This is a genomic window from Sedimentibacter sp. MB35-C1 (assembly GCF_030913635.1).
In the GTDB taxonomy this organism is placed as follows: Bacteria; Bacillota; Clostridia; order Tissierellales; family Sedimentibacteraceae; genus Sedimentibacter.
This window is the reverse complement of the sequence record NZ_CP133188.1, coordinates 1,119,292-1,142,323: the sequence shown is the minus strand read 5'-3', so window position 1 is coordinate 1,142,323 and position 23,032 is coordinate 1,119,292. Positions and strand designations below refer to the sequence as shown.

Below are 23,032 nucleotides of genomic sequence, written 5' to 3'. Positions count from 1 at the left end.
TATACCTCCACTATTTTTAATTATTATAATTCATACAGATATCGTTTACAAGTGTCTCATACGTTATCTTCAGTATAAATTTTCAATCCTTGGTAATTATATTTATAAATAAATTGAAAAGGAGCACAAAATGAAAAATTACTATAAGATTATTTCTATTTTGTTATCAGTTATAATGATATTTTCTTTGGGATCATGCCAGAATAACCAACCGGATAACAACCAGGCCCCCGAAGAAGAACAGAAAAATTTGGTTAATACAACTGTGCAAGGGGAATCGCAAGGAAAGTATGGCCCTATAAAGGTTGAAGTAGTAATCGAAAACTCCGAGATTAAGGGTATAAATATTTTGGAAAATTCAGATTCAGGATACACCAATACTGTTGTCGACAGCATAATATCACACATGATAGAGACAAATTCTACAGATGCAGACACAGTTACAGGAGCAACCTTAACAAGCGGCGCGCTAATAAGAGCAGTTAGTGATGCCGTAAAACAGGCAAATGTTACTTTAACGGCAAAAAATGTTGTTAAAGAAGTTGAAACTGCTGAGGATGCATCAACAGATATAGTAATTGTAGGTGCTGGAGGCGCCGGCATGACCGCGGCAATTGAGGCAACAAACCAAGGTTCTAATGTAATCGTAGTGGAAAAAAATGCTTTCATTGGCGGAAATACAAACTATGCAACAGGCGGTATGAACGCTGCCGGAACCAAGTATCAAGAAGAAAAAGGCATCGAAGACAGTCCGGAGCTTTTTTATGAAGATACAATGAAAGGCGGTCATGATCTTAATGACCCAGAATTGTTGAAGGTATTCACAGAAAAATCAGCTGAAACATTAGATTGGTTGGAAAGCCTTGGAGCAGATTTATCTGAAGTCGGCAGATCTGGAGGTCAAAGTGTTGACAGACTGCACAAAGCTCCTCAAGGAATGCCTATTGGCTCTCACTTAATGGACGTATTTCAAACTCAAGCAGATAATTTGGGTATTGAAATAAGATTGAACACAAAAGCAATCGAAATATTAACTGATGATAACGGTTCAGCTACAGGAATAAAAGTTGAAAACAATGACGGTAATACTTACAATATAAATGCTAAGGCGGTAATAATCGCAACAGGCGGCTTTGGTGCAAATGCTCAGTTGGTGGAAAAATACAACCCGGAACTTAAGGGATTTGGAACTACAAATCAGCCCGGAGCAACTGGCGATGCGCTGGCAATGGCAGAGAAATTAGATGTAGCTCTCACAGATATCGACCAAATACAGACACACCCCACTGTTGTGCCTGTAATTAATGAAATGATTACAGAAGGAATACGTGGTGATGGCGCAATTCTAGTAAACCACGAAGGCAAAAGGTTCATAGATGAGCTTGAAACCAGGGATGTTGTTTCAGAGGCTATATTATCTCAGGAAGGTGCAACTGCATTCCTTGTTCTTGACAAACAGGTTTATGAAAAAGCCTCTACTTATGAGAAATATAAGAATCAAGGACTTTTGAAAGAAGCCGCTTCAATTGAAGAACTGGCACAAATGATGGAAGTGGATGCTTCTGAACTTAAAAATACAATTGAATCATACAACGTATACGTGACAGGAAAATCTGATACAGAATTCGGCAGAACTTCTCTGGATGTAGAGCTTACTCAATCCCCTTACTACTATGTAGAGGTTGCGCCAGCCATACATCACACCATGGGCGGATTGAAAATAAATACAAATACTGAGGTAATTAATAATTCAGGTGATATTATACCGGGACTCTTTGCAGCCGGCGAAGTAACAGGTGGAATACACGGAGGTAACAGAATTGGCGGTAATGCAGTATCAGATATAACTATTTTTGGAAGAATAGCAGGTGCAAGTGCATCAACTTTTGTAAAATAAAACCCACTTAAAATAAGCAAACTAAAATATAGAAAGGCAACCAAGAATCTGGGTTGCCTTTTCTTATAAATTTTTTTATTCTAATTCTGCTATTAACTCTCCAGCAACTACTCTTTGACCTTCTTTGACATGAATTTTTGCAACTGTTCCTGCCAACGGTGCCAATACATTTGTTTCCATTTTCATTGCTTCCAATACTGCAACAGGTTGACCCGCTTCAACTTTATCACCCTGTTTTACAAGAATTTTATAAACATTGCCTGGTATGTTTGCTCCTATTTCGTATTGATTACCTGTATCAGCCATAACTTTCTCAGTAGAAGCAGCTTTTAAGTTAACGGCATTTTTATCTTTTACTGTTATTACTCTTCTATTTCCGTTTGCCTCAAATGCAAGATCCTTTGTTCCGTCATCATTAGCTTTTACTTCCACAAGCTTGATACTAAGCTTCTGGCCTTCAGCAATTTTAACCTCGCATGTTTCTCCTTCTTCAAGACCGTGGAAGAAAATATCACTTCCCATAAGCCTAAAACTTCCCTGCTCTTTTTGGTCTTTAATGTAGTCTTCAAACACTTTCGGATACAATGCATAGCTCAGCGCCTCTTCATCCGTTCCTTCAAGTCCGTGTTTTTCTCTCAGCATATTTTTTATAGAATCAAAATCTTCTGGTGGCAGAAGTTCGCCAGGTCTACATTTAATAGGCTCCTTATCCTTTAAAACAAGGTTCTGAAGTTTTTCTGGGAATCCACCCTCCGGCTGACCCATCATACCTTCAAAGTATGATACAATTGAGTCTGGGAAGTCCATATCTTTTGCTTTTTCATAAATATTTTCTGAAGTAAGTTCATTTTGAACCATAAATATTGCCATATCTCCTACGGCTTTTGATGACGGTGTAACCTTTACGATATCACCAAGCATCTCATTAACTGTCTTAAACATATCCTTGACTTCTTCAAACCTGTGTCCCATACCAAAGCTTTCAACCTGTGGCTTAAGGTTCGAATATTGTCCTCCAGGAATTTCATATTTGTATATTTCTGCTGTACCTGTTTTTAATCCGGACTCAAACTTATGGTATACAGGTCGAACAGCTTCCCAATAATCAGAAATTTTTTGCATATCATCCAAATCGAGCATAGTGTCTCTTTCTGTATTGTTCAGTGCTGCAATAACAGAGTTCAAAGGAGGCTGACTTGTAAGCCCCGCCATTGAGTTAAATGCAGTATCAACAATATCCACTCCTGCATTAGCGGCCGAATAAACTGTTACAACTCCGTTTCCGCTTGTATCGTGAGTATGAAGATGAACGGGTATTGACAGTTCATTTTTTAAGGCTCTTATAAGCTTATCAGCAGCCATTGGTTTTAAAAGTGCAGACATGTCTTTTATTGCAAGCACATGCGCTCCTCTTTTTTCAAGCTTCTTTGCCATATCCACATAATATTTCAATGTGTACTTATCTCTTTTTTCATCAAGTATGTCACCTGTATAACAGATGCTGGCTTCAACTATTTTATTCTGGTTAAGAACCTCATCGATGGCCACTTCCATACCCTCAATCCAGTTCAGAGAATCAAATATACGATACACATCTATTCCTTCTTTTGCAGATGCCTTAACGAACTCTCTTATTACATTGTCAGGATAATTTTTATACCCAACCGCATTTGCTCCTCTTAACAACATCTGGAACAAAATATTCGGCATTTTCTGTCTTAATGTTCTTAGTCTTTCCCATGGATCTTCTTTCAAGAATCTATATGCAACGTCAAATGTAGCTCCACCCCACATTTCAACTGAAAACAAGTCGCTTGCCATATTATCCATAGCAGGAGCTATTTTCTCCATATCAACAGTTCTTACCCTTGTAGCCATAAGTGATTGATGAGCATCTCGCATTGTCGTATCTGTTAAAAATAGTCGTTTTTGGTTTAGGACATATTTTGAAACTTCCTTAGGTCCTTTTGTATCCAAAAGTTGTTTCAACTCTTGCTTTGATTTATTGTCTTTTTTCAGTTCAGGAACTCTTGGTACATCGAACTGAGGCTTCAACCCCTTTGTCTCATTGACAACAATATTTCCTATATAATTCAATACCTTTAATTCTTTATCTTCTCCGCCTCTAACATTTAGCAGTGACGGGTTATCTGCTATGAATCCTGTGTCGCACTGACCCTTTTTAAATGTTTCATGGTTCAGCACATTTAAAAGAAAACCTATATTTGTTTTTACACCGTGTATTTCAAGCTCTTTCAGTGCTCTCGCACTTTTATTGACAGCATCGTTAAATGTTCTTCCGTGAGAAATAACCTTAACTAAGAGGCTGTCATAGTATGGGCTTATAACTGCTCCGGTGAACCCGTTTCCTCCATCAAGTCTTATACCAAATCCAGATCCTGTTCTGTATACATCTATTTTTCCTGTATCAGGAGCAAAGTTATTTGCGGGATCTTCTGTAGTTACCCTGCACTGTATGGCATATCCGTTTTGCTTTATATCATCCTGAGACTTAATGTTTATTTCATTGGAATCCAATCTGAATCCCTGTGCTATAAGTATCTGTGATTGAACAATATCTACACCTGTTACCATTTCAGATACTGTATGCTCAACCTGAATTCGAGGGTTCATCTCAATAAAATAGTGATTGCCGTGTTTATCCACTAAAAACTCAAGTGTCCCAGCATTCCTGTAATTTACCGCTCCAGCAAGCTTCAGTGCATCACTGCATATAGCTTCTCTTTGCTCAAGCGTTATACTTAAAGCAGGTGTAAATTCAACTACTTTTTGATGCCTTCTTTGAATAGAACAGTCTCTTTCAAATAAGTGAACTATATTGCCGTAATTATCACCGAGAACCTGTACTTCTATATGTTTTGGTCTTTCAAGATATTTTTCTATAAATATATCATCAATGCCAAATGCCTTCCTTGCTTCACTCTGAGCACTTCTGAACTCTCTTAAAAGATCTTCTTCACGCCATGCTATTCGCATACCTCTTCCGCCACCACCTGCTGAAGCTTTCAAAATTACCGGGTACCCACAGAAATCAGCAAATTTTTTTGCATCGTTTTCTGATTTAACAGCTTCTTCAATTCCTGGAATTGTAGGAACTCCAACAGAATTTGCAACTATCTTGGATTTAATTTTATCGCCCAGCTTGCTCATCATCACATGGTCAGGACCTATAAACACAATACCCTCTTCTTCACATCTACGTGCAAATTCCACATTTTCTGATAAGAATCCGTAACCTGGATGTATAGCATCAACGCCCTTAGATTTTGCAAGGTTTATTATTTCATCAATGCCAAGATAAGCATCAACAGGCTTTTTACCTTTACCTATTTGATACGCTTCATCAGCTTTTGTTCTAAAAAGCGAATTTCTGTCTTCTTCAGAATAAATTGCGACGCTTCTTATGCCAAGCTCTTCACATGCTCTGAAAACTCTGATGGCAATTTCGCCGCGGTTTGCTACCAGAATTCTTTTAAAATTTTTCATCTGTCCCTCCATAACACTCATCAACATTCAATGTATATCATTATAAAAAATAGTTTAACATCATTTTATTAGTTTTTCAAGGAGGTTGTTTTATAAAATTAGATTTTTGAATTAAAAACTTTATTTTATTTATTTTGATTTGTAAAATACTTTGTGATATCGTTTTCTGCCTTTTATTATTATGCAATTATCTCTAAAAAAAATCAATTTGCTTTATTTGTACAGCAAATTGATTAAATGTGACATACTATTTATTTATATTTGACTTGATTTTTCGCTCCAAAAATAGCAAAAGATTAAATATCGCCTAGCCAAAGGCAACATTTCCATTTAAATGCTCTGTATCATTGTATAGAATTTCTTTGATATTATTGTTGTCATCCACATCTACGCATGAAAGGCTGCAATTATGCACTACATTTCCCATCCAGTCCTTGCTTATTTTAAATTTTCTGATATATGACTCTATGCACTTTATTGTACCACCGTGAGCTACTATCAATACGTTTTTATTTCTGCACTTGTTTATTACTTCTTTAAAAGCTCTTTCAACGCGGCTGTAAAATTCGGACAGATTTTCTCCGTTAGGGTATCTGTTGTTTAACGGATCTTTAGAAATTCTTTTAAGAATCTCACCGTGAAGCTGTTCAATCTCATCCCATCGCATACCCTCAAAATCGCCTAAGTTAATTTCCTTAAAGCCTTCATTTTTTATAATGTCTATATCTTTTTTTCCTCTTACGATTTCAGCTGTGTGGTATGCCCTTTTAAGAGGGCTTGAAACTATGCAGTCAAGCTCTATATCCTCAACTCTTGTTGCTAAGAGTTCTGCACCTAGAATCCCCTTCTCCGTGAGTTCGGAGTTTTTACTTCCTTGAAATCTTCTTTGTCTGTTCCATTCGGTTTCCCCGTGTCTCGTTAAATATATTCTTGTCATAATGTTACTCCTTATATTTGCTATTTAAGTTTATAGTTGATGTTAAAACAAACACAATCCATGCCATTAGCCTCACAAATACAGGCACAAGCACGATACCCATTTTATACAGCTTAACATATTCAAACTGTCCCGTAAAGTTCAGCTACTTAGATTCAATATCGACATTGAACCTTTCAATGAACTCATCTTCAGTAATTATAGGTATTTCCAATTCCTTAGCCTTTTTATTTTTAGAAGAATTTGATGTATTATCATTATTTATAAGGTAATTTGTTTTTGTAGTAACTGAACCTGTGACCTTGCCTCCATGTTTTTCAATTAAGGCTTTCAACTCATCCCTGTTTTTAAATTTTTCAACTGATCCTGTTATAACAAAGTTTATATTTTCAAATATCTGTTCGGATGTATTTTTTTCTGACCTTTCCAATTCAACTTCCTTAAGGATGTCTTTTACAATCTGCCTCTTGTTTTCGTCATTAAAAAACTTAATATAATTGGCAGCCATAACCTCTCCTACACCTGGAATTTCAGTCAACTCTTCTAACTCCGCATTTTCAATTCTATACCAGTCATCATTAAATTTCTTGCATATGAGTCTGGCATTTGAAAGCCCTATATTAGCTATCCCAAGGCTGTACAAAAGTCTTGCCGCTGTGGTTTTCCTTGCATTATTTACAGACTTAACTAAATTTTCAAAAGACTTTTCGCCAAAGCCTTCCATTTGAACTATTGTAGTCTTAAAATTACCTATATGAAATATATCCGCCAATTCTTTTATCATACCTTTTGCAATCAGCTTCTCTATTGTAGCCTCCGACAATCCTTCAATATTTATTGCATCTCTGCTCACAAAATGAGTGAATGACTTTATCTGCTTTGCAAGACAATTTTCGTTCATGCAATAAAGAGTTTTTATTTCATTTTCATCCTTAATCTTTGTCTCTCCTCCGCATACAGGGCAGCTGTGCGGAATTTTTGCATTTCCACTTCTTGTAAGGTTATCAGATATTTGAGGAATTATCATATTTGCCTTGTACACCCTTATGGTGTCGCCCACACCCAGTTCAAGATTTTCCATAATGCTTAAATTATGCACGCTTGCACGGCTGACGGTTGTTCCTTCAAGCTCCACCGGCTCAAATACAGCAATTGGATTAATCAATCCCGTTCTTGAAGCGCTCCATTCAATTTCCATCAGTACGGTTTCTTTAATTTCGTCACTCCATTTAAAAGCTATGGAGTCTCTGGGAAATTTAGCTGTAGACCCAAGCGATTCGCCGTATTCAATATTATTATATGTCAGAACCAGTCCATCGGAAGGCAGATCATTTTCACTTATGTGTTCTTCAAACCACTTAATCTCATCTAATATATTTGTTGAATCCACCTTTTTGTGTTCTACAACAGAAAACCCCAAACTGCTAAGCCAGCGTAACTGTTCTTCTCTTGAATTATCAAAGTTCTTTCCTTCTGCTTTCACAAGAGAGAATCCATAAAATTGTACATTTCTTTCTGCCGTTATTCTGTTGTTCAGCTGCCTTACAGAACCGCTGCATAAATTTCTGGGGTTTTTATATTTTGCTTCCGCCTCATGTATCTCGCTATTAATTTTTGTAAAATCAGAATAGCTTATTACAGCTTCTCCTCTCAAAACCAATGTCCCCTTGTAGCTAATATTCAGAGGTATATTGATGAATACCCTGGCATTATTAGTTATTACCTCTCCAACCTCTCCATTGCCTCTGGTAACAGCTTTAACAAGGTTTCCTCCAACATATGTCATAACTATAGTCAATCCGTCAAGCTTCCATGACAACAATCCTTCATTTGCACCAAGCCATTCCTTCAATGCAGCGGCATTTTTTGTTTTATCCAATGAAAGCATAGGTTTCTCGTGCGGCTCTTTTGGAAGACTTGTAAGCAGCTCATAACCCACATTAATTGATGGGCTGTTGGATAGTACTATGCCGGTTTCTTTTTCCAACTTCAAAAGCTCATCATAGAGCTTGTCATATTCATAGTTGGACATTATTTCTGTATTCTCCTGATAATATGCCTTATTGGCTTTGTTTAACAAACTTATTTTTTCCTTCATCAACAGAAGCTTATCATCCATAATTTATTCCTTTCGCGCTTATATTTTTTCTATCGGTGCGTATTCCAAATTCAAATTTTTTAATCCCTTGTTTTCAAACGCTATAACTATCACTTTACTATCGCCGTCATCTTTGATCTGAACAACAGTTCCGATTCCCCATGCCTTATGCATAACCCTGTCTCCAGGCATAATTTTATCTGATTTTAATTTCGGTTTATCTTCTTTTTTCCCTATATCAAATCCACCTTTAAAAAATTTATTTTTAGTAAAGTGGGATTGTTGTTTGCTGGAATTAACTGGAAAATCCTCATTTTCTAATCTTTCAACCTTCCTAGCGGCAAAAGTCCGTGGATCACTTTCTTCTATGCAATCTTCAGGTATTTCTTTTAAAAATCTCGAACCCATTTTCATTTCGTGATTTCCAAAACGCATTCTGTCATCTGCATGGGTTATATACAGCATTCTTTTTGCTCTGGTGACCGCAACGTAGAACAACCTTCTCTCCTCTTCCAAATCATCGTCTAATTCGTCCTGATGAATAATAGGGAAAGTGCCCTCCTCAAGTCCTGTTACAAATACGGTATCAAATTCCAGCCCCTTTGCTGCATGCACAGTCATCAGTGTTACCGTGTCGACTTTTGTTTCATCTGTCTTATCTACGTCAGCCAGCAAAGAAACGTGAGCCAGGAAATCTTCAATACTGTTCTCCTCATACCTTTCCTCAAAGTCCTTAGCTGCAGACATAAATTCATCTATATTTTCGATTCTGCTTCTTCCCTCAACACTGTCATCTTCCTCAAGCATCGACTTATACCCGGTTGATTCATATACTTCTTGTATAAATTCCGAAACAGAAATTACATCCTTTTTTATCATAAGCATTTCAATCATGGAAACAAAGCCTTCTACGCTTTTTTCAGCAGATGCAGATAAATTTAGCAGATCCGTATCAAAACAGGCTTCAAATTTTGAAACACCTGCATCATATGAATGCCGTGTTATCAATTCTACAGTTTTCGCACCGATTTTTCTTCTTGGTACATTAATTATTCTGTCAAAGCTTATATCATCCTTTTGATTGTAAATAAGCATCAAGTACGCCATTATATCCTTAATTTCTTTTCTTTCGTAGAACTTAAGTCCTCCAACAATTTTATATGGTATGCCCTCGCGAATCAATCCCTCTTCAAGCGCCCTCGACTGTGCATTTGTTCTGTACAAAACAGCCATATCGGCATAGCTGATATTATTGTCTCTTCTTTCTTTTCTCATTAATGCAGCAACTGTAAATGCCTCATCCTTTTCATTGTCAGTCTCCATGATTCTTATGAGATTCCCGTTATCGCAATCAGTAAACAGATTTTTACCCTTCCTCTGACAATTATTCTTTATGACTCCATTGGCAACATTCAGTATAATATTTGTTGAGCGGTAATTTTTTTCGAGCTTTACAACCTTTGCACCTGCAAAGTCCTTTTCAAAATTAAGAATATTGTTGATATCCGCTCCTCTCCATCCGTATATGGACTGATCCTCATCACCTACAACAAATACATTGCTTTCACCGTCAGGTTTCTGCCCTAAAATTTTAACAAGGCTGTACTGAATTAAATTAGTATCTTGATACTCGTCTACAAGAATGTACTTAAATCTCTCCTGATAGAATTTTTTTATATCCGGCTCTGTTTCTATAAGTTTTAGAGTTTTTATAAGAAGATCATCAAAATCAAGAGCATTTGCTTTCTTCAGCTTTTTCTCATAAAGCGAATATACCTCTCCCACATTCCTTTTATAAAAATCCGTATAATTTTCCGCTATAAACTTATCAGGAAGTCTCCTGTTATTCTTTTCCGCACTTATTACCGCTTTAATAGAATTAACATTATACTTTTTAGAGTCAATATCTAATTCCTTTATGCAGTCTTTTATTATAATTTTCTGATCGTTTGTATCATAAATGACAAAATTACTATCATATCCTAGTCTTTCAATATTTTTTCTTAATATTCTCACACACACTGAGTGAAAAGTTCCGATCCACATTCTGTCAATGTCATAATCAATAAGCTGGGCAATTCTTTCCTTCATTTCATTTGCAGCCTTATTAGTAAACGTAATGGCAAGTATTTCCCATGGCATTGCTTTTCCCTCTTCAATAAGATACGCGATCCTATGCGTAAGCACACGAGTCTTACCCGTACCAGCTCCTGCTATAACAAGTATGGGGCCTTTGTCATGCGAAGCCGCTTCTCTTTGCTTTTCATTCAATTTATTTAATAATTCCATAATTCCTCCATTGAATATGTAAGTGCACAATTCCAATTTTGATTCTATAAATTATATCATATCGCACTAATAGGAACAACGGTTTTAATTTACAGGGACTCCTGCTAAGCAGCATATTCTCACAATATTGCTAAAATATATATTTATTATGGCAATTCTGTTTATGCTTAGTAATTTTAGGTATAATGATAAAAAGAACAATTTTTATTTATGCTAATTGTAAAAGGAGGAAAAATGAAAAAAATATTAGTCCCCGTAGACGGCTCGGAAGCTTCTCAAAAATCAGCACAAAAAGCTGTGGAAATTGGAAGGCTTATAAATGCGGAATTGACATTTGTAACTGTTGTAAATCTTCCTTCAGAAGACAAATATTCATATTTTGGCATGAGCACAGAAAACGCCTTTATTGTAAACAGAAACAAAATGATGAAAGACCTAATCCAAGAAGAGACAAAAATGCTTGATATAATTGTAAGACGACTTGACTGCGAAGACTTAAATATTACAAAAAAAATAGTTGTCGGAAAAGCTGCTGAAGAAATTCTTAAGCTTGCTGAAAATGAAAACTTTGATCTCATAGTCATGGGAAGACGTGGCTTTTCAAATTTTGAAAGGTTCTTTATAGGCTCAATAACTCAAAAGGTACTTGCTTCTTCTGCCTGCCCGGTAATGGTCATTAATGCATAAACAAAATAATATTAATGCCGACACATAAAAAATGTCGGCATTAATATTATTTTCCATTAGTTAAACAAACATTGAAGAAATTCTTCTTTTGAAATTCGCCCGAGATATTCTTCTACAGATATATCCTTAAATGCATTTTTCACTTCATCTTCATCGTATCTCACACCTTGAAGTTTGTGTTCTAATTCTTTAACATCACCCTTGCCAAAGAAATCTCCATATATTTTACAGCTTTCAATAAATCCATTTTCAACCTGAAGCTTAGCTTCTACACAACCTCCCGCAAATCTACCGTATCCTTTATAATTGAATTTAGGAGATCTTCCGTAATTCCATTCCCATGTACCGTATCTTTCATCAACCATCTTCTGAATATTATTTTTATCATTATCAGACAGTTCAAACACTTCAATAGGCTGATTGAAATATTCAAATATATTTCTTAACAGCACTTGCTTAAATTCTAAAACATCAATATCATCATTTACATAAGGTTTTATGTTTGTAACCCTGCTTGAAACAGATTTGACACCCTTGGACTCAATTTTATCTCTTTTTACATTCAAAGCCTTGGATAATGTGTCCAACTTTGAATCAAACAAAAGCGTTCCGTGATTAAGCACTCTTTGCTTATTTATGCTTTGAGCAATACCAGAAAATTTCTTTCCGTCAATAACCAGATCGTTTCTGCCTGACAGTTCGCAATTCACTCCTATTTTCCCCAGCGCATTTATTATCGGAATATTATAGGTCTTAAAATCTATTTTTTCATTGCTGCCTGACTTTACTATAAAAGAAAAATTAAGATTCCCTAAATCATGATATACCGCACCGCCTCCAGTTACCCTCCTAACAACATTTATATTATTGCTTTTAACATACTCCATATTTATTTCTTCAACTGTGTTTTGGTTTTTTCCAACAATAATAGATGGTCCGTTTCTCCACAGCAATACAAATTCTTCATCATAGTCAAGCTTTTTAAATACATACTCTTCAAAAGCAAGATTGTAGTGAGGATCAATTGACGTATTTTCTATAAATTTCATTTTCTGCTCCTTTAATATATATTTTCTGTCAAAAGCACTATAGTGCTTTGATTTTCTTTCATAGGTTTTCAAATCTGCAAAAACATGGTATTTAAGCTGCCTTAGCAGCTGTATCATTTTTCCGCTGCTTTTATCAATACGTTTTCTCTTATTTCAGTCTCAAATATAATGCTCATTACACGTACTTAAATAATTTTTATAATTATATAACATGTTGATTTTATAATCAAGCCTAAGTGTTTTCCAGCAAAATCATGCCCCTTACGCAATTGTTAATAATAAACGATTGTTGAAAAAAGTACTTTTTTGAAATATAATAGCATTATAAGGGGGATGACATAATGATTAAAAAACTTACATCATTTTTTTTGATATTAATAATGATATTAACATCGACAGCTACTATATATGCTTACGAACCAGAACCGGACTATAGCGGGCATTGGGCGGAAAACACAATAACGGAATGGCTTAATAAGGGATATATAAAAGGATATCCTGACGGAACTTTTAAACCTGAAGCATTTGTAACCAGAGCAGAATTTATTAAAATAGTGAATTCATTATTCGGTTATACAGATAAATCTGAAATACCTTTCACTGACGTAAGAGAAGATCAGTGGTACTATGAAGAAATACAAAAATCATATAAAGCTGGAATTATATCGTGGATATCTACAAATGAATTTTCACCTGATTCCTATATCACAAGAGAAGAGTCCGTTGTAATAGCAGCTGAGGCGCTAAAACTTACGCAATCATCCTCAAAGCTAAAATTTGCTGACAGCGGCAATATTTCTAATTGGGCATTTGGCAGCATTGCAGCTGCAGTCCAAGAAGAACTAATTAACGGATATGAAAACAACTATTTTTATCCTCAACATCCTGTAAAAAGAGCTGAAGCAGTTGAAATCTTAAACAGAGCATTGCAAAAATTTAACTCTTCTGACCTTGTCATAACTGAAGCAGGTGCTGAAATTGAAAACAGAACCGTAAGAAACTTACATATAACAAAGGGGGTCGGCGAAGGCGAAGTAACATTAAAAAATGTTACTATAACCGGAAAGCTTTTCGTAGAAGGCGGGGGAGAAAACTCAATCAGAATTGTTGACTCATCTGTTAATCAGCTAGTTGCTAGTAAGGCGAACGGCACTATAAGATTTCTGTTCGAAGGGAAATCTAACGTTGAATCAGCCTCTATTAAATCGGATGTTATAATAGAGCAAAATCAGTTTAAAAACGGCGGTCTTGAAAGAATATCCATGTATGCTGGTTCATCAATAAGCGTACAAACGGACAATAAAACAAGATTGTCATCAAACGATAAGTCTGTGGCTTCTATAAAATCCGGCAGTACAATATATGCAGAAAGTCCAGGAATTGCAGTAATATCATACACAACTTCAGGAAAGAAAAACGAAATATGCGAAATTGAAGTAAAGGATCCCTCAAAAGAAACTATAAAGATATTGTCAATAGGAAATTCATTCTCGCAGGATGCATTGTTTTACCTGTATGAAATAGCGCAATCAGCACAAATTAACATTATTGTAGGTAATCTTTATAGCAGCGGATGTTCTCTTGAAAGGCATCTTGACTATGCAATTAACAACGAAAAAGCATACACGTATTATAAATGGTCCAACGAAGGTATGACAGCTTTAAGCTCTTCTACAATGAAAAGTGTATTGACAGATGAAAAATGGGATTACATAACATTTCAACAATCGTCAGGGAATTCTGGTATATATTCTACATACCAGCCATACTTGAATGAATTAATTAATTATGTATATAAAACGGCATCAAACCCTGAGGTACAATTTGCATTAAACATGACATGGTCATATTCAAGCAGAAGTATTAAAGAAGACTTTATTCATTACAACTACAATCAAAAAACAATGTATAATTCAATTGCTGATTCTTACAAGCAGGCTGTTGATGAAACAAATATAGGCATACTAATCCCATGTGGAACAGCAATACAAAATGCCAGAACTAATAAGTACTTAAAAGCTGTAGGAAATGAACTCACCAGTGATGGATATCATTTGAACGCGGAAGTTGGGAGATATATTGCAGGACTGACAGTATTTGAATCCATTATGAAAGAAAGAAATATAGACAAGAATTTATATGATGATGTTAAGTTTTGCCCTATCACAGGTGACAATACTAAAAATTTAATTAAGCTATCCAAGAATGCCGCTGCAAACGCCATAGAAAATCCGTTCAGCATCCAAACCATAAAATAATTTAACTGTATACAAAAGCAGCCTACATCACATGCAGGCTGCTTTAAAATTAATATCCTAATTATCTGCTCTCTTCAAACTGTCTTAAAAGTTTTACAAACAGTTCAGGAACCTTAGCCATATTTTCCGGAGTTTCAACATATGACATACGGAACTGAGTGCTTCCCGGGTTGTTTCCGCCTTTTTCAACATCATAGAATCCCTTCATCGGTGCAACCAACAAAGTACTTTGAACGCCATCTATATCTACAGCGCCTTCTCCAGCACAGTACAATACAAAATCAATTGCGTCAAAACCAGGTTTAACTACATTTCTAACATCAACTACTGTATAAATTGATGCATCAGGGCTTGAAACTATAAGGCCCGGTTCTAAATCTTTAAGACCTTTTGATGTTTTAAAAATTAAACCTTTGTAGTAATCGCGAAGACCTTTGCACCATTCTGAAATTTGTTCCTTGCTTTCGTGAGCCAAAGCTCCGAATATATACTGGCCTATGGCATTAGCACAAAGATTTGCAGTATATTCAGCTGTAGCACGATTATTAAATTCAGGGCTGTCTGTAATAAGTGCGCCTATTCTTAATCCGCATGCATTCCAAACTTTTGATGCAGTTTCAATACTTATTCTTCTTCCTTCTATTCCAGGAACATCTTTGTCTGTAATTCCCCAGATGCTCACCAATTCACTGCCTTCAACATAGTATAGCTCACGGTAAGCTTCATCACTTGCCATCCACATATTATATTTTACACAAAGTTTTGCAAGATCCTTAAGTGCTTCTTTATCATAAAGCTGTCCTGTTGGGTTGTCATATGGAATAACAAGAAGTGCTCCAGGTTTATTAGCTTTTATCATTTCTTCTATTTCATCAAGTTCAGGAAGACTGAATTTTCCGTCTTCATTTAATTGGCGTTTTATTGTAACTGTTTTGCGTCCTATTCTTTCAGCAAAAGAAATATAGTTTGTATAAGCTGGGTCTATCATCATAAGAGGTTTCTCAGCAGTACCTGCAGGTCCGCAAATTCCAAGAAGGAACAACTCCATACTTGTTGAACCGCCGTCAGTTACTGTTACTAACAATTTACTTGTATCAAATCCCTCACATTTAAGGATATTTTTAAAAGCATCTTGAGTTTCATCGAAACCACCAGTTGCAGTGTATCGGATTACTCCCTTGTTAAATGGGCTTTCCGGTGCGTCTAAGTTAAACATTCTTTTCATCATTGCAGGATTTGTCGGAAGTGAAACATTTCCTATACCTACGTTAATTACCGCTTCCGGTTTAACTTTACGCTCTGCATACTTCATTTGCGCAAGTCTTACGTCCGAAGGCATTCTTGATTCAAAATGTGCCGACAAAATTGGTTTATTCATTTATAAAAACCCTCCTAAAATTATAATTATTGAGCTGTTGATGTATGTATTTGCATGTTTCCACTCAGTTACCATTATATCGAACTAATACACTTTTGTCCATACATTTTGTACAATATCTAACAAACCCCAAGGACAAAACCGCTAGAAAATCATCTGGAATTATAGCCAATTATTTACAAAATACCTGTATTTAGCTCTATTTCAATATGAAATAAATTAAATATTCTAAATATAATTACTAATAAAGATTTTAACATTATTATTTGTCATACATAAAATAATGTTATAAATTATTTTAAGGAGAGAGTATGATTTCATACAATAATTTAAATAATAATTTGAACCAGCCTGAAAAAACTGAATGCATAACTTTAGGAACATTAGCTCCTGACTTTTTGGCACTTACAACACAGGGATATATCAGATTATCTGATTACAGAGGAAAATGGGTCGTACTAGCTAGCCAGCCAATGGCCTTTACATCAGTTGCTACTACCGAGCTTATCGATACCGCAAAAATATATCCTTTGTTACAAGAAAGAAATACTGAAATTATAGGATTAACTACAGACAATATCTACTCTAATTTGGCATGGGTATATGACATATACCAAAAAACAGGAATAACTATTCCGTTTCCAATAATAGGGGATGCAGACCTTAAGGTATCTGAACAATACGGAATGTTAAATCCTAACAGATTATACGGAGAAACGGTAAGGGATACATTTATTATTAATCCGTATGGTAGAATAAGAGCATTTTTTACTCTTCCTATATCCTGCGGAAGAAACGGAAGAGAATTGATAAGAATACTTGATTCCCTTCAAATTACTGAAAAATATAACTTATATACTCCTGCAGACTGGGTACAGTGGAGACCCGTTTTAGAACCCACTTCACGAACATATAGCGATCTAATAAACAGAGCTACTACTGCTGAGACTGACGGTGTGGAATGTCCGTTTTGGTACGTATGCTATACAGATCTTCCTGAAGGAGCTGCAAAAGAGATAACTTCAGGTACTCCAACCACAAACATGATGAAAGCTGATAATAGATAGAACAATTATCAGCTTTTTTCCTTTATATCTTTTTCACTTCATATCAATTATAGTAAATGTGATTGTAAATAAAAGGTATAAGAATACCTCCGCCTATATAGTTACCGATAGCAGATGCAACAAGGTTGCTGGCCGCTCCTGCCATTGCCACAGAAGAATCCAACATCATTCCTACAGGAATGAAAAACATATTTGCTACAACGTGCTCATAACCGCAAAGCACAAACAGCATAACAGGAAACCAGCATCCAAATAATTTACCCATTGTGTCTTTCGATGTAGAAGCAAACCAGACTGCCAATGTCACAAGCACATTGCACAATATACCTCTGAATAAAACCTGAACAAACGGTATTGAAGCCTTTGATTTAGCCACCGAAATTGCTGCTTCCGCTAACTTTGGGTTGTTGTACACTCCACCCATGTACAACAATGCTGCAATAAGCAACGCTCCCAAAAAATTTCCTATAATAACCTGAATCAATGTATTTATATATTCTTTTAACGTTATTTCTTTTTGTATCAGCCCAAAGGTCATAAGGCAGTTCCCTGTAAAAAGCTCTCCACCCACAAGAACAATCATCATTAACCCTACCGGAAACACTGAAGCCCTTATAAATGAATTTCCGTACGCAGCTAAAAACCCCTGGGCTCCCAATGATATATATGCTCCTGCCATAATGCTTAGCAACATTCTTTTTCCTATGGGAAAAGATGCTTTTTTTATTGCTGATTGTACAAGCGTATCTGTAGTTTCTTTTGGTGTTAAGCATATTGAACTCAATTTTTTAATCCCCTTTTATTTTTTATATAACACAGCCGGCACACTCGATGCCGGCATGTCGCCAATATTAGTTTATTCACAATTATAGATACTTAGAACAATCCCTTAATTCGTCCGTCAACATCCACATCGATGTTTTCTGCAGCAGGAACCTTAGGAAGCCCAGGCATCTTCATTATATCTCCTGTCATTGCAACTAAAAATCCTGCTCCCGCAGATATTGTTATATCTCTGATTGTTATTTTGAAACCGGATGGTCGTCCCAATATCTTAGGATCGTCTGTCAATGAATATTGATTTTTAGCCATGCATATTGGAAGGTTTCCGAATCCAAGCTTTTCGAAATTTGCTATTTCTTTATTGGCCTTTGTTGAAAATTCAACATCATCTGCACCGTAAAGCTTTCTGGCTATGGCCTTTATCTTTTCTTTTATTGTCATCTCCAGCTGGTATGCGTATTCCATACTGCTTTCTTTTTCTGTCAACCTCAATACTTCTTGTGCCAACTCTTTTCCGCCTTCGCTTCCTTTGCCCCATACTTCTGACAATGCTACATTTACTCCTAGCTCGTTGCACTTACTTTCAATCAATTTCAGTTCTGCTTCTGTATCTGTGGGGAATCTGTTTATTGCTACTACTGCCGGAAGCTTAAATACCTGTGTTATGTTTTCAACGTGCTTTAATAAATTTGGAAGTCCTTTTTCCAGCGCATCCAGATTCTCTTCTGCAAGCTCTGCTTTTGGTACTCCTCCGTTGTATTTCAATGCCTTAACTGTTGCTACTATTACTACCGCACTTGGATTTAATCCTGTTTTTCTGCACTTGATGTCTATGAATTTTTCTGCTCCCAAGTCTGCTCCGAAGCCTGCTTCTGTAATTGTGTATTCTGCAATTTTGCTTGCCATCTTTGTTGCTATTACACTGTTGCAGCCGTGTGCAATGTTTGCAAATGGCCCTCCGTGTATAAATGCCGGTGTTCCTTCTAATGTCTGAACTATATTCGGCTTAAGCGCATCTTTCAACAGTGCTGCCATTGCTCCCTGTGCTTTTAATTGTCCGGCTGTTATCGGTTCGCCGTCTCTTGTGTATGCAACTATTATTTTCGCCAGATTTTCTTTTAGTTCTGTTATATCATTTGATAAACAGAATACTGCCATTACTTCTGATGCTACTGTAATGTCAAACCCGTCTTCTCTGGTTACTCCTTCTGTCTTTCCTCCAAGGCCGTCTACTATATGTCTTAATTGTCTGTCATTCATATCAACGGCTCTTCTCCACACTATTCTTCTTGTGTCGATATTCAATTTGTTTCCCTGGTGTATATGGTTATCTATCATTGCTGCCAAAAGGTTGTTTGCTGCTCCTATTGCATGAAAGTCACCGGTAAAATGAAGGTTTATATCTTCCATTGGAACAACCTGTGCATAGCCTCCTCCTGCTGCTCCTCCCTTGACTCCGAATACAGGTCCAAGGGACGGTTCGCGAAGCGCTACTATTGTTCTTTTGCCTAGTTTTGTAAGTGCATCTCCAAGTCCTATTGTTGTAGTTGTTTTTCCTTCTCCGGCAGGTGTTGGATTTATTGCAGTAACCAGTACCAGTTTAGCTTCTTTGTTCTCTTTTAATTCATTCTGCAAATACCTGTAATCGATTTTTGCTTTGTACTTGCCGTAATTTTCCACGTATTTATCAGGTATTTCAATCTTATCGGCTATTGTATTGATTACCTTCATTTCTGCCTGCTGTGCTATTTCTATGTCGCTTAAATATTCAGCCATATTATCCTCCATTATAGAAGTTATATAATTATACCATAACGTATTCATTATTACTTTGTCTATATAAAATTTAAAATTTTCTTTCGTATTTTTAAAGCTTTCATGACTTATTAATTTATTTAATAAGTCATGAATAATTATTTTTAATTATCAAAGCTTCCAGCAGGGTACAGCGGAAATCTTGATATTAATTTTTCTGTTCTTTTTTTGCATTCAGCAAGATTCGATTCGTTTTCCGGATCAGATGCAACTTTATCCATTATGTCAGCTATTTCCTTTATTTCGTTTTCCTTCAATCCTCTTTGAGTTATTGAAGTAACCCCTATCCTTACACCACTTGTAACAAACGGTGATGCTGGGTCAAAAGGTATCTGGTTTTTATTTACTGTTATACCCACTTTGTCAAGCGCGTTTTGGAAAACCTTGCCGCTTATTTCCTTAGATCTAAGGTCTACCATAACAATGTGATTGTCTGTAGTGCCGCTCACAATTCTGAATCCGTGATCTGCAAGCTCTTTGGCTAACGTTTTTCCATTTGCAAGTACCTGTTTCATTACATTTTTAAATTCTTCCGTTGCAGCATGCTTAAACAACCATGTTTTTGCAGCCATTGTAGTTAAATGCATCGAACCTATCGAGCCTGGGAAAACTCCCTTGTCCAAAGCCTTTGCATGCTCTTTCTTGCAGAGTATAAAACCACTTCTCGGACCGCAAAGTGTCTTTGTAGTAGATGATGAAACAAAATCCGCATATGGCACAGGGCTAGGTATAAGTTTAGCAGCCACCAATCCGCTTATGTGAGCCATATCAACCATGAAATAAGCTCCTACAGATTTTGCAATTTCACCAATTCTTTTGTAATCAATAAGCCTCGGATATGAACTTCCTCCGGCAATAATCAGTTTCGGAAGAAAATCCTTAGCCTTTTTTTCAAGCTCATCGTAATCTATTTGTTCCGTTTCCTTGTTTACTCCATAAAAATCATAATCATAAACCTTTGAGAGAAAATTTGCCGGACTTCCGTGAGTAAGGTGTCCTCCCTGATCAAGTCTCATGCTTAATACTCTATCTCCAGGCTTCAATACTGCTGCATATACTCCATAATTTGCTGATGATCCTGAATAAACCTGAAGGTTAGCATGCTCGGCACCATACAATGCCTTTGCCCTTTCTATACCAAGAGTTTCAAGTCTGTCCGCTTCATGCGATCCGGCCTGAAAACGAGCACCTGGATATCCTTCAAGTGTTTTATTTGTGAATATTGATCCGGATAATTCCATAATTTCCATAGAAGCAGTACTTTCGGAAGCAATCATCTCTATATTATGCTCCTGGCGTTTCAATTCGTCTTCAACAATTCCATATACTTCAAGGTCTGATATTTTTGTATATTTAAGCATTTATATTACCTCTATTCGATTTTATATTTAATGTCAAACAGTAATACACTTTTATTTTGAACATTATTGAAAATATCTTTTTTAAACTTCGTTAGATCGGCCAATCTATATTATAAATTATATAGAATATAATTTTTTTGTATATATTCATATTGAGCTTATTATTTATCGTTTTTGACAGCTAAAAACAAACAACTGTATATATAAATTAATACGCTCTTTAATTCCTCTGATTATTATCTAATAACATTTAATTCGTTTGCTTGCTTTTTTTTCTCCATACATTTTCTTTATCCAATATATCAAATTTATCCGGGTCAAAAGAAGGTTCAATTCCTTTGCCTCTTTGCTCTTCATAATCTTTCAGAATTTTAATTCCTTTGTTTGATAATATTAATATTGCAATTATATTGAGCCATGCCATAAGCCCAACTCCTAAGTCTCCAAATGTCCATATAAATTCTCCAGTATTTACAACACCAGAAAATGTAGAAATAATAAATATTAGCCTCATAGCAAATTTTGCATTTTTACTTCCCGGAAACAAATAAGACATATTGCTTTCAGCTTGGTAATAATATGACATAAGAGATGTAAATGCGAACAGGAATATGGATATCGCTACAAATGAAGATCCGAAACCATTAAACGCACTATCTACTGCCGCCTGAGTATATTCAACACCAAATGATACTCCGGGCGCATTTTCAGCTATAAAACCTCCTGCCTCATTAACAACATTATAAGAACCAGTGAGCAATATCATAAACGCGGTTGCAGAGCATACCAGCAGAGTATCTATATATACCGAAAATGCCTGTACCAACCCTTGTTTTGCAGGATGATTACATTCAGCCGCTGCCGAAACAATTGCTCCCGAACCTTGTCCAGCTTCATTAGAGTATACTCCTCTTTTAACACCCCATGCGATAGCTGTACCTATAATAGCTCCAAACGCCTGATTTACACCAAATGCAGAAGAAAATATTAAAGCTATAACTCCAGGAAGTTTTTTTATATTAAGTATTATTACTAACAATGCTATTAATACATATGCCAACGACATGAAAGGAGCAACCACCTCTGCAGTCTTTCCTATCCTTTTAACTCCTCCGAATATTACTAATCCCAGTAAAACACAAATTACAATTGCCATAATATATACGTTAATTCCAAACGCATTATTTATAGAAGTAACAATATTGTACGTTTGAGCTCCGGGCATTAATACTCCGGGAGCAAGTATTGTACATATGGCAAACGCTATGGCATACCATTTTTTCCCTATCCCCTGTTCTATAAAGTACGCAGGTCCGCCGACATATTCTCCTGATATTCTCGTTTTGTATGCTTGAGCCAATGATGATTCTACAAAAGCTGATCCTGCACCTAAAAAGGCAATTGCCCACATCCAAAAAACAGCACCGGGACCTCCATAGTAAATTGCAGTTGCAACACCTGCTATATTTCCTACACCTACACGACCACCAACTGTTGTTGCAAACGCTTGAAATGGTGTTACTCCATTGTCGGATTTTGACTTATCAAGCAAAAGATTAATCATTTCTTTAAATAATCTAACTTGAGGAAACTTCATTCTTATTGAAAAATAAATTCCAGCAGCCAAACAAAGTGCAATCAGCGGTGTACTCCAAACCGCATTATTAATCGCCTGTATTATTGAAAATATGTTATTCATTAATAAACTCCTTTCAATTTTTGTTAACGTTATCTTTATTGATCAATCAATCTACTATATTATAAATGAATATTAATATAATATAAATTATTGATATTAACCAATCTTCTATCATACTTGACATGCTTATAGCTATAGTCCAAATAAACTTTTGACAAAAGAAACAGCCAAGCATACATATAGATAATACGCTTGACCGCATAATAA

At 35.9% G+C, this 23,032-nt stretch carries 14 protein-coding genes; 4 read left to right on the top strand and 10 right to left on the bottom strand.

Translation table 11 applies throughout. The features are described from left to right. The first annotated feature begins 130 nt into the window (after nt 1-130). Nucleotides 131-1,897, top strand: a complete 1,767-nt coding sequence (locus RBQ61_RS05210) for a flavocytochrome c (RefSeq protein ID WP_308139454.1) — start codon at nt 131-133, stop codon at nt 1,895-1,897. A gap of 75 nt (nt 1,898-1,972) precedes the next feature. Here RBQ61_RS05210 and RBQ61_RS05205 read toward each other — a convergent pair whose 3' ends face one another. The 4 genes from RBQ61_RS05205 to RBQ61_RS05190 all read right to left on the bottom strand — a co-directional run bounded on the left by RBQ61_RS05205 (nt 1,973) and on the right by RBQ61_RS05190 (nt 10,728). Next, on the bottom strand, nt 1,973-5,404 hold the full coding sequence (locus RBQ61_RS05205) for a pyruvate carboxylase (RefSeq protein ID WP_308139453.1): 3,432 nt from the start codon (nt 5,402-5,404) through the stop codon (nt 1,973-1,975). A gap of 307 nt (nt 5,405-5,711) precedes the next feature. Continuing rightward, the gene (locus RBQ61_RS05200) at nt 5,712-6,341 is read right to left on the bottom strand and encodes a histidine phosphatase family protein (RefSeq protein WP_308139452.1); all 630 of its coding nucleotides are present in this window, start codon (nt 6,339-6,341) and stop codon (nt 5,712-5,714) included. Between the two features lie 145 nt (nt 6,342-6,486). After that, a complete protein-coding gene (gene ligA, locus RBQ61_RS05195) occupies nt 6,487-8,460 on the bottom strand; it encodes an NAD-dependent DNA ligase LigA (RefSeq protein WP_308139451.1) in 1,974 nt (657 codons plus the stop codon). Between the two features lie 18 nt (nt 8,461-8,478). Continuing rightward, the gene (locus RBQ61_RS05190) at nt 8,479-10,728 is read right to left on the bottom strand and encodes an ATP-dependent helicase (RefSeq protein WP_308139450.1); all 2,250 of its coding nucleotides are present in this window, start codon (nt 10,726-10,728) and stop codon (nt 8,479-8,481) included. 234 nt (nt 10,729-10,962) lie between these two features. Between RBQ61_RS05190 and RBQ61_RS05185 the strand changes: the two genes are divergently transcribed. Then, nucleotides 10,963-11,415, top strand: a complete 453-nt coding sequence (locus RBQ61_RS05185; RefSeq protein ID WP_308139449.1) for a universal stress protein — start codon at nt 10,963-10,965, stop codon at nt 11,413-11,415. Nucleotides 11,416-11,471: 56 nt separating this feature from the next. On the opposite strand, the gene RBQ61_RS05180 is transcribed toward RBQ61_RS05185, so the two are convergent. Beyond that, the gene (locus RBQ61_RS05180) at nt 11,472-12,581 is read right to left on the bottom strand and encodes a lipoate--protein ligase (protein ID WP_308139448.1); all 1,110 of its coding nucleotides are present in this window, start codon (nt 12,579-12,581) and stop codon (nt 11,472-11,474) included. A 224-nt stretch (nt 12,582-12,805) separates the two neighbouring features. Here RBQ61_RS05180 and RBQ61_RS05175 point away from each other — a divergent pair, with 224 nt between their 5' ends. Next, nucleotides 12,806-14,722: a DUF4886 domain-containing protein gene (locus tag RBQ61_RS05175; RefSeq protein WP_308139447.1), complete on the top strand. Its 1,917-nt coding sequence runs from the start codon at nt 12,806-12,808 to the stop codon at nt 14,720-14,722. 61 nt (nt 14,723-14,783) lie between these two features. Here the strand turns inward: RBQ61_RS05175 and RBQ61_RS05170 are convergent, their stop codons facing one another. Further along, nucleotides 14,784-16,100 (bottom strand): pyridoxal phosphate-dependent aminotransferase, encoded by a 1,317-nt coding sequence (locus RBQ61_RS05170; RefSeq protein WP_308139446.1) that lies wholly within the window; start codon nt 16,098-16,100, stop codon nt 14,784-14,786. A gap of 311 nt (nt 16,101-16,411) precedes the next feature. On the opposite strand from RBQ61_RS05170, the gene RBQ61_RS05165 reads away from it, so the two are divergent. Next, nucleotides 16,412-17,167: a redoxin domain-containing protein gene (locus RBQ61_RS05165; protein ID WP_308139445.1), complete on the top strand. Its 756-nt coding sequence runs from the start codon at nt 16,412-16,414 to the stop codon at nt 17,165-17,167. A 43-nt stretch (nt 17,168-17,210) separates the two neighbouring features. Here the strand turns inward: RBQ61_RS05165 and RBQ61_RS05160 are convergent, their stop codons facing one another. The 4 genes from RBQ61_RS05160 to RBQ61_RS05145 form a co-directional block, all read right to left on the bottom strand. After that, a complete protein-coding gene (locus RBQ61_RS05160) occupies nt 17,211-17,951 on the bottom strand; it encodes a formate/nitrite transporter family protein (protein ID WP_308139444.1) in 741 nt (246 codons plus the stop codon). 92 nt (nt 17,952-18,043) lie between these two features. Continuing rightward, nucleotides 18,044-19,726, bottom strand: coding sequence for a formate--tetrahydrofolate ligase (locus RBQ61_RS05155; RefSeq protein ID WP_308139443.1), 1,683 nt, complete (start codon nt 19,724-19,726; stop codon nt 18,044-18,046). Nucleotides 19,727-19,869: 143 nt separating this feature from the next. Continuing rightward, nucleotides 19,870-21,126, bottom strand: a complete 1,257-nt coding sequence (gene glyA, locus RBQ61_RS05150; RefSeq protein ID WP_308139442.1) for a serine hydroxymethyltransferase — start codon at nt 21,124-21,126, stop codon at nt 19,870-19,872. Nucleotides 21,127-21,376: 250 nt separating this feature from the next. Next, a complete protein-coding gene (locus tag RBQ61_RS05145; protein WP_308139441.1) occupies nt 21,377-22,825 on the bottom strand; it encodes a sodium:alanine symporter family protein in 1,449 nt (482 codons plus the stop codon). Nucleotides 22,826-23,032: the final 207 nt, after the last annotated feature.

Bases quoted from the DNA above. Each gene is read 5' to 3' on its own strand.
- RBQ61_RS05155 (WP_308139443.1), bottom strand. From the start codon at position 19,726: ATGGCTGAATATTTAAGCGACATAGAAATAGCACAGCAGGCAGAAATG.
- RBQ61_RS05205 (WP_308139453.1), bottom strand. From the start codon at position 5,404: ATGAAAAATTTTAAAAGAATTCTGGTAGCAAACCGCGGCGAAATTGCC.
- RBQ61_RS05185 (WP_308139449.1), top strand. From the start codon at position 10,963: ATGAAAAAAATATTAGTCCCCGTAGACGGCTCGGAAGCTTCTCAAAAA.
- RBQ61_RS05170 (WP_308139446.1), bottom strand. From the start codon at position 16,100: ATGAATAAACCAATTTTGTCGGCACATTTTGAATCAAGAATGCCTTCG.
- RBQ61_RS05145 (WP_308139441.1), bottom strand. From the start codon at position 22,825: ATGAATAACATATTTTCAATAATACAGGCGATTAATAATGCGGTTTGG.
- RBQ61_RS05190 (WP_308139450.1), bottom strand. From the start codon at position 10,728: ATGGAATTATTAAATAAATTGAATGAAAAGCAAAGAGAAGCGGCTTCG.
- RBQ61_RS05165 (WP_308139445.1), top strand. From the start codon at position 16,412: ATGATTTCATACAATAATTTAAATAATAATTTGAACCAGCCTGAAAAA.
- RBQ61_RS05210 (WP_308139454.1), top strand. From the start codon at position 131: ATGAAAAATTACTATAAGATTATTTCTATTTTGTTATCAGTTATAATG.
- RBQ61_RS05180 (WP_308139448.1), bottom strand. From the start codon at position 12,581: ATGATACAGCTGCTAAGGCAGCTTAAATACCATGTTTTTGCAGATTTG.
- glyA (WP_308139442.1), bottom strand. From the start codon at position 21,126: ATGCTTAAATATACAAAAATATCAGACCTTGAAGTATATGGAATTGTT.
- ligA (WP_308139451.1), bottom strand. From the start codon at position 8,460: ATGGATGATAAGCTTCTGTTGATGAAGGAAAAAATAAGTTTGTTAAAC.
- RBQ61_RS05200 (WP_308139452.1), bottom strand. From the start codon at position 6,341: ATGACAAGAATATATTTAACGAGACACGGGGAAACCGAATGGAACAGA.
- RBQ61_RS05175 (WP_308139447.1), top strand. From the start codon at position 12,806: ATGATTAAAAAACTTACATCATTTTTTTTGATATTAATAATGATATTA.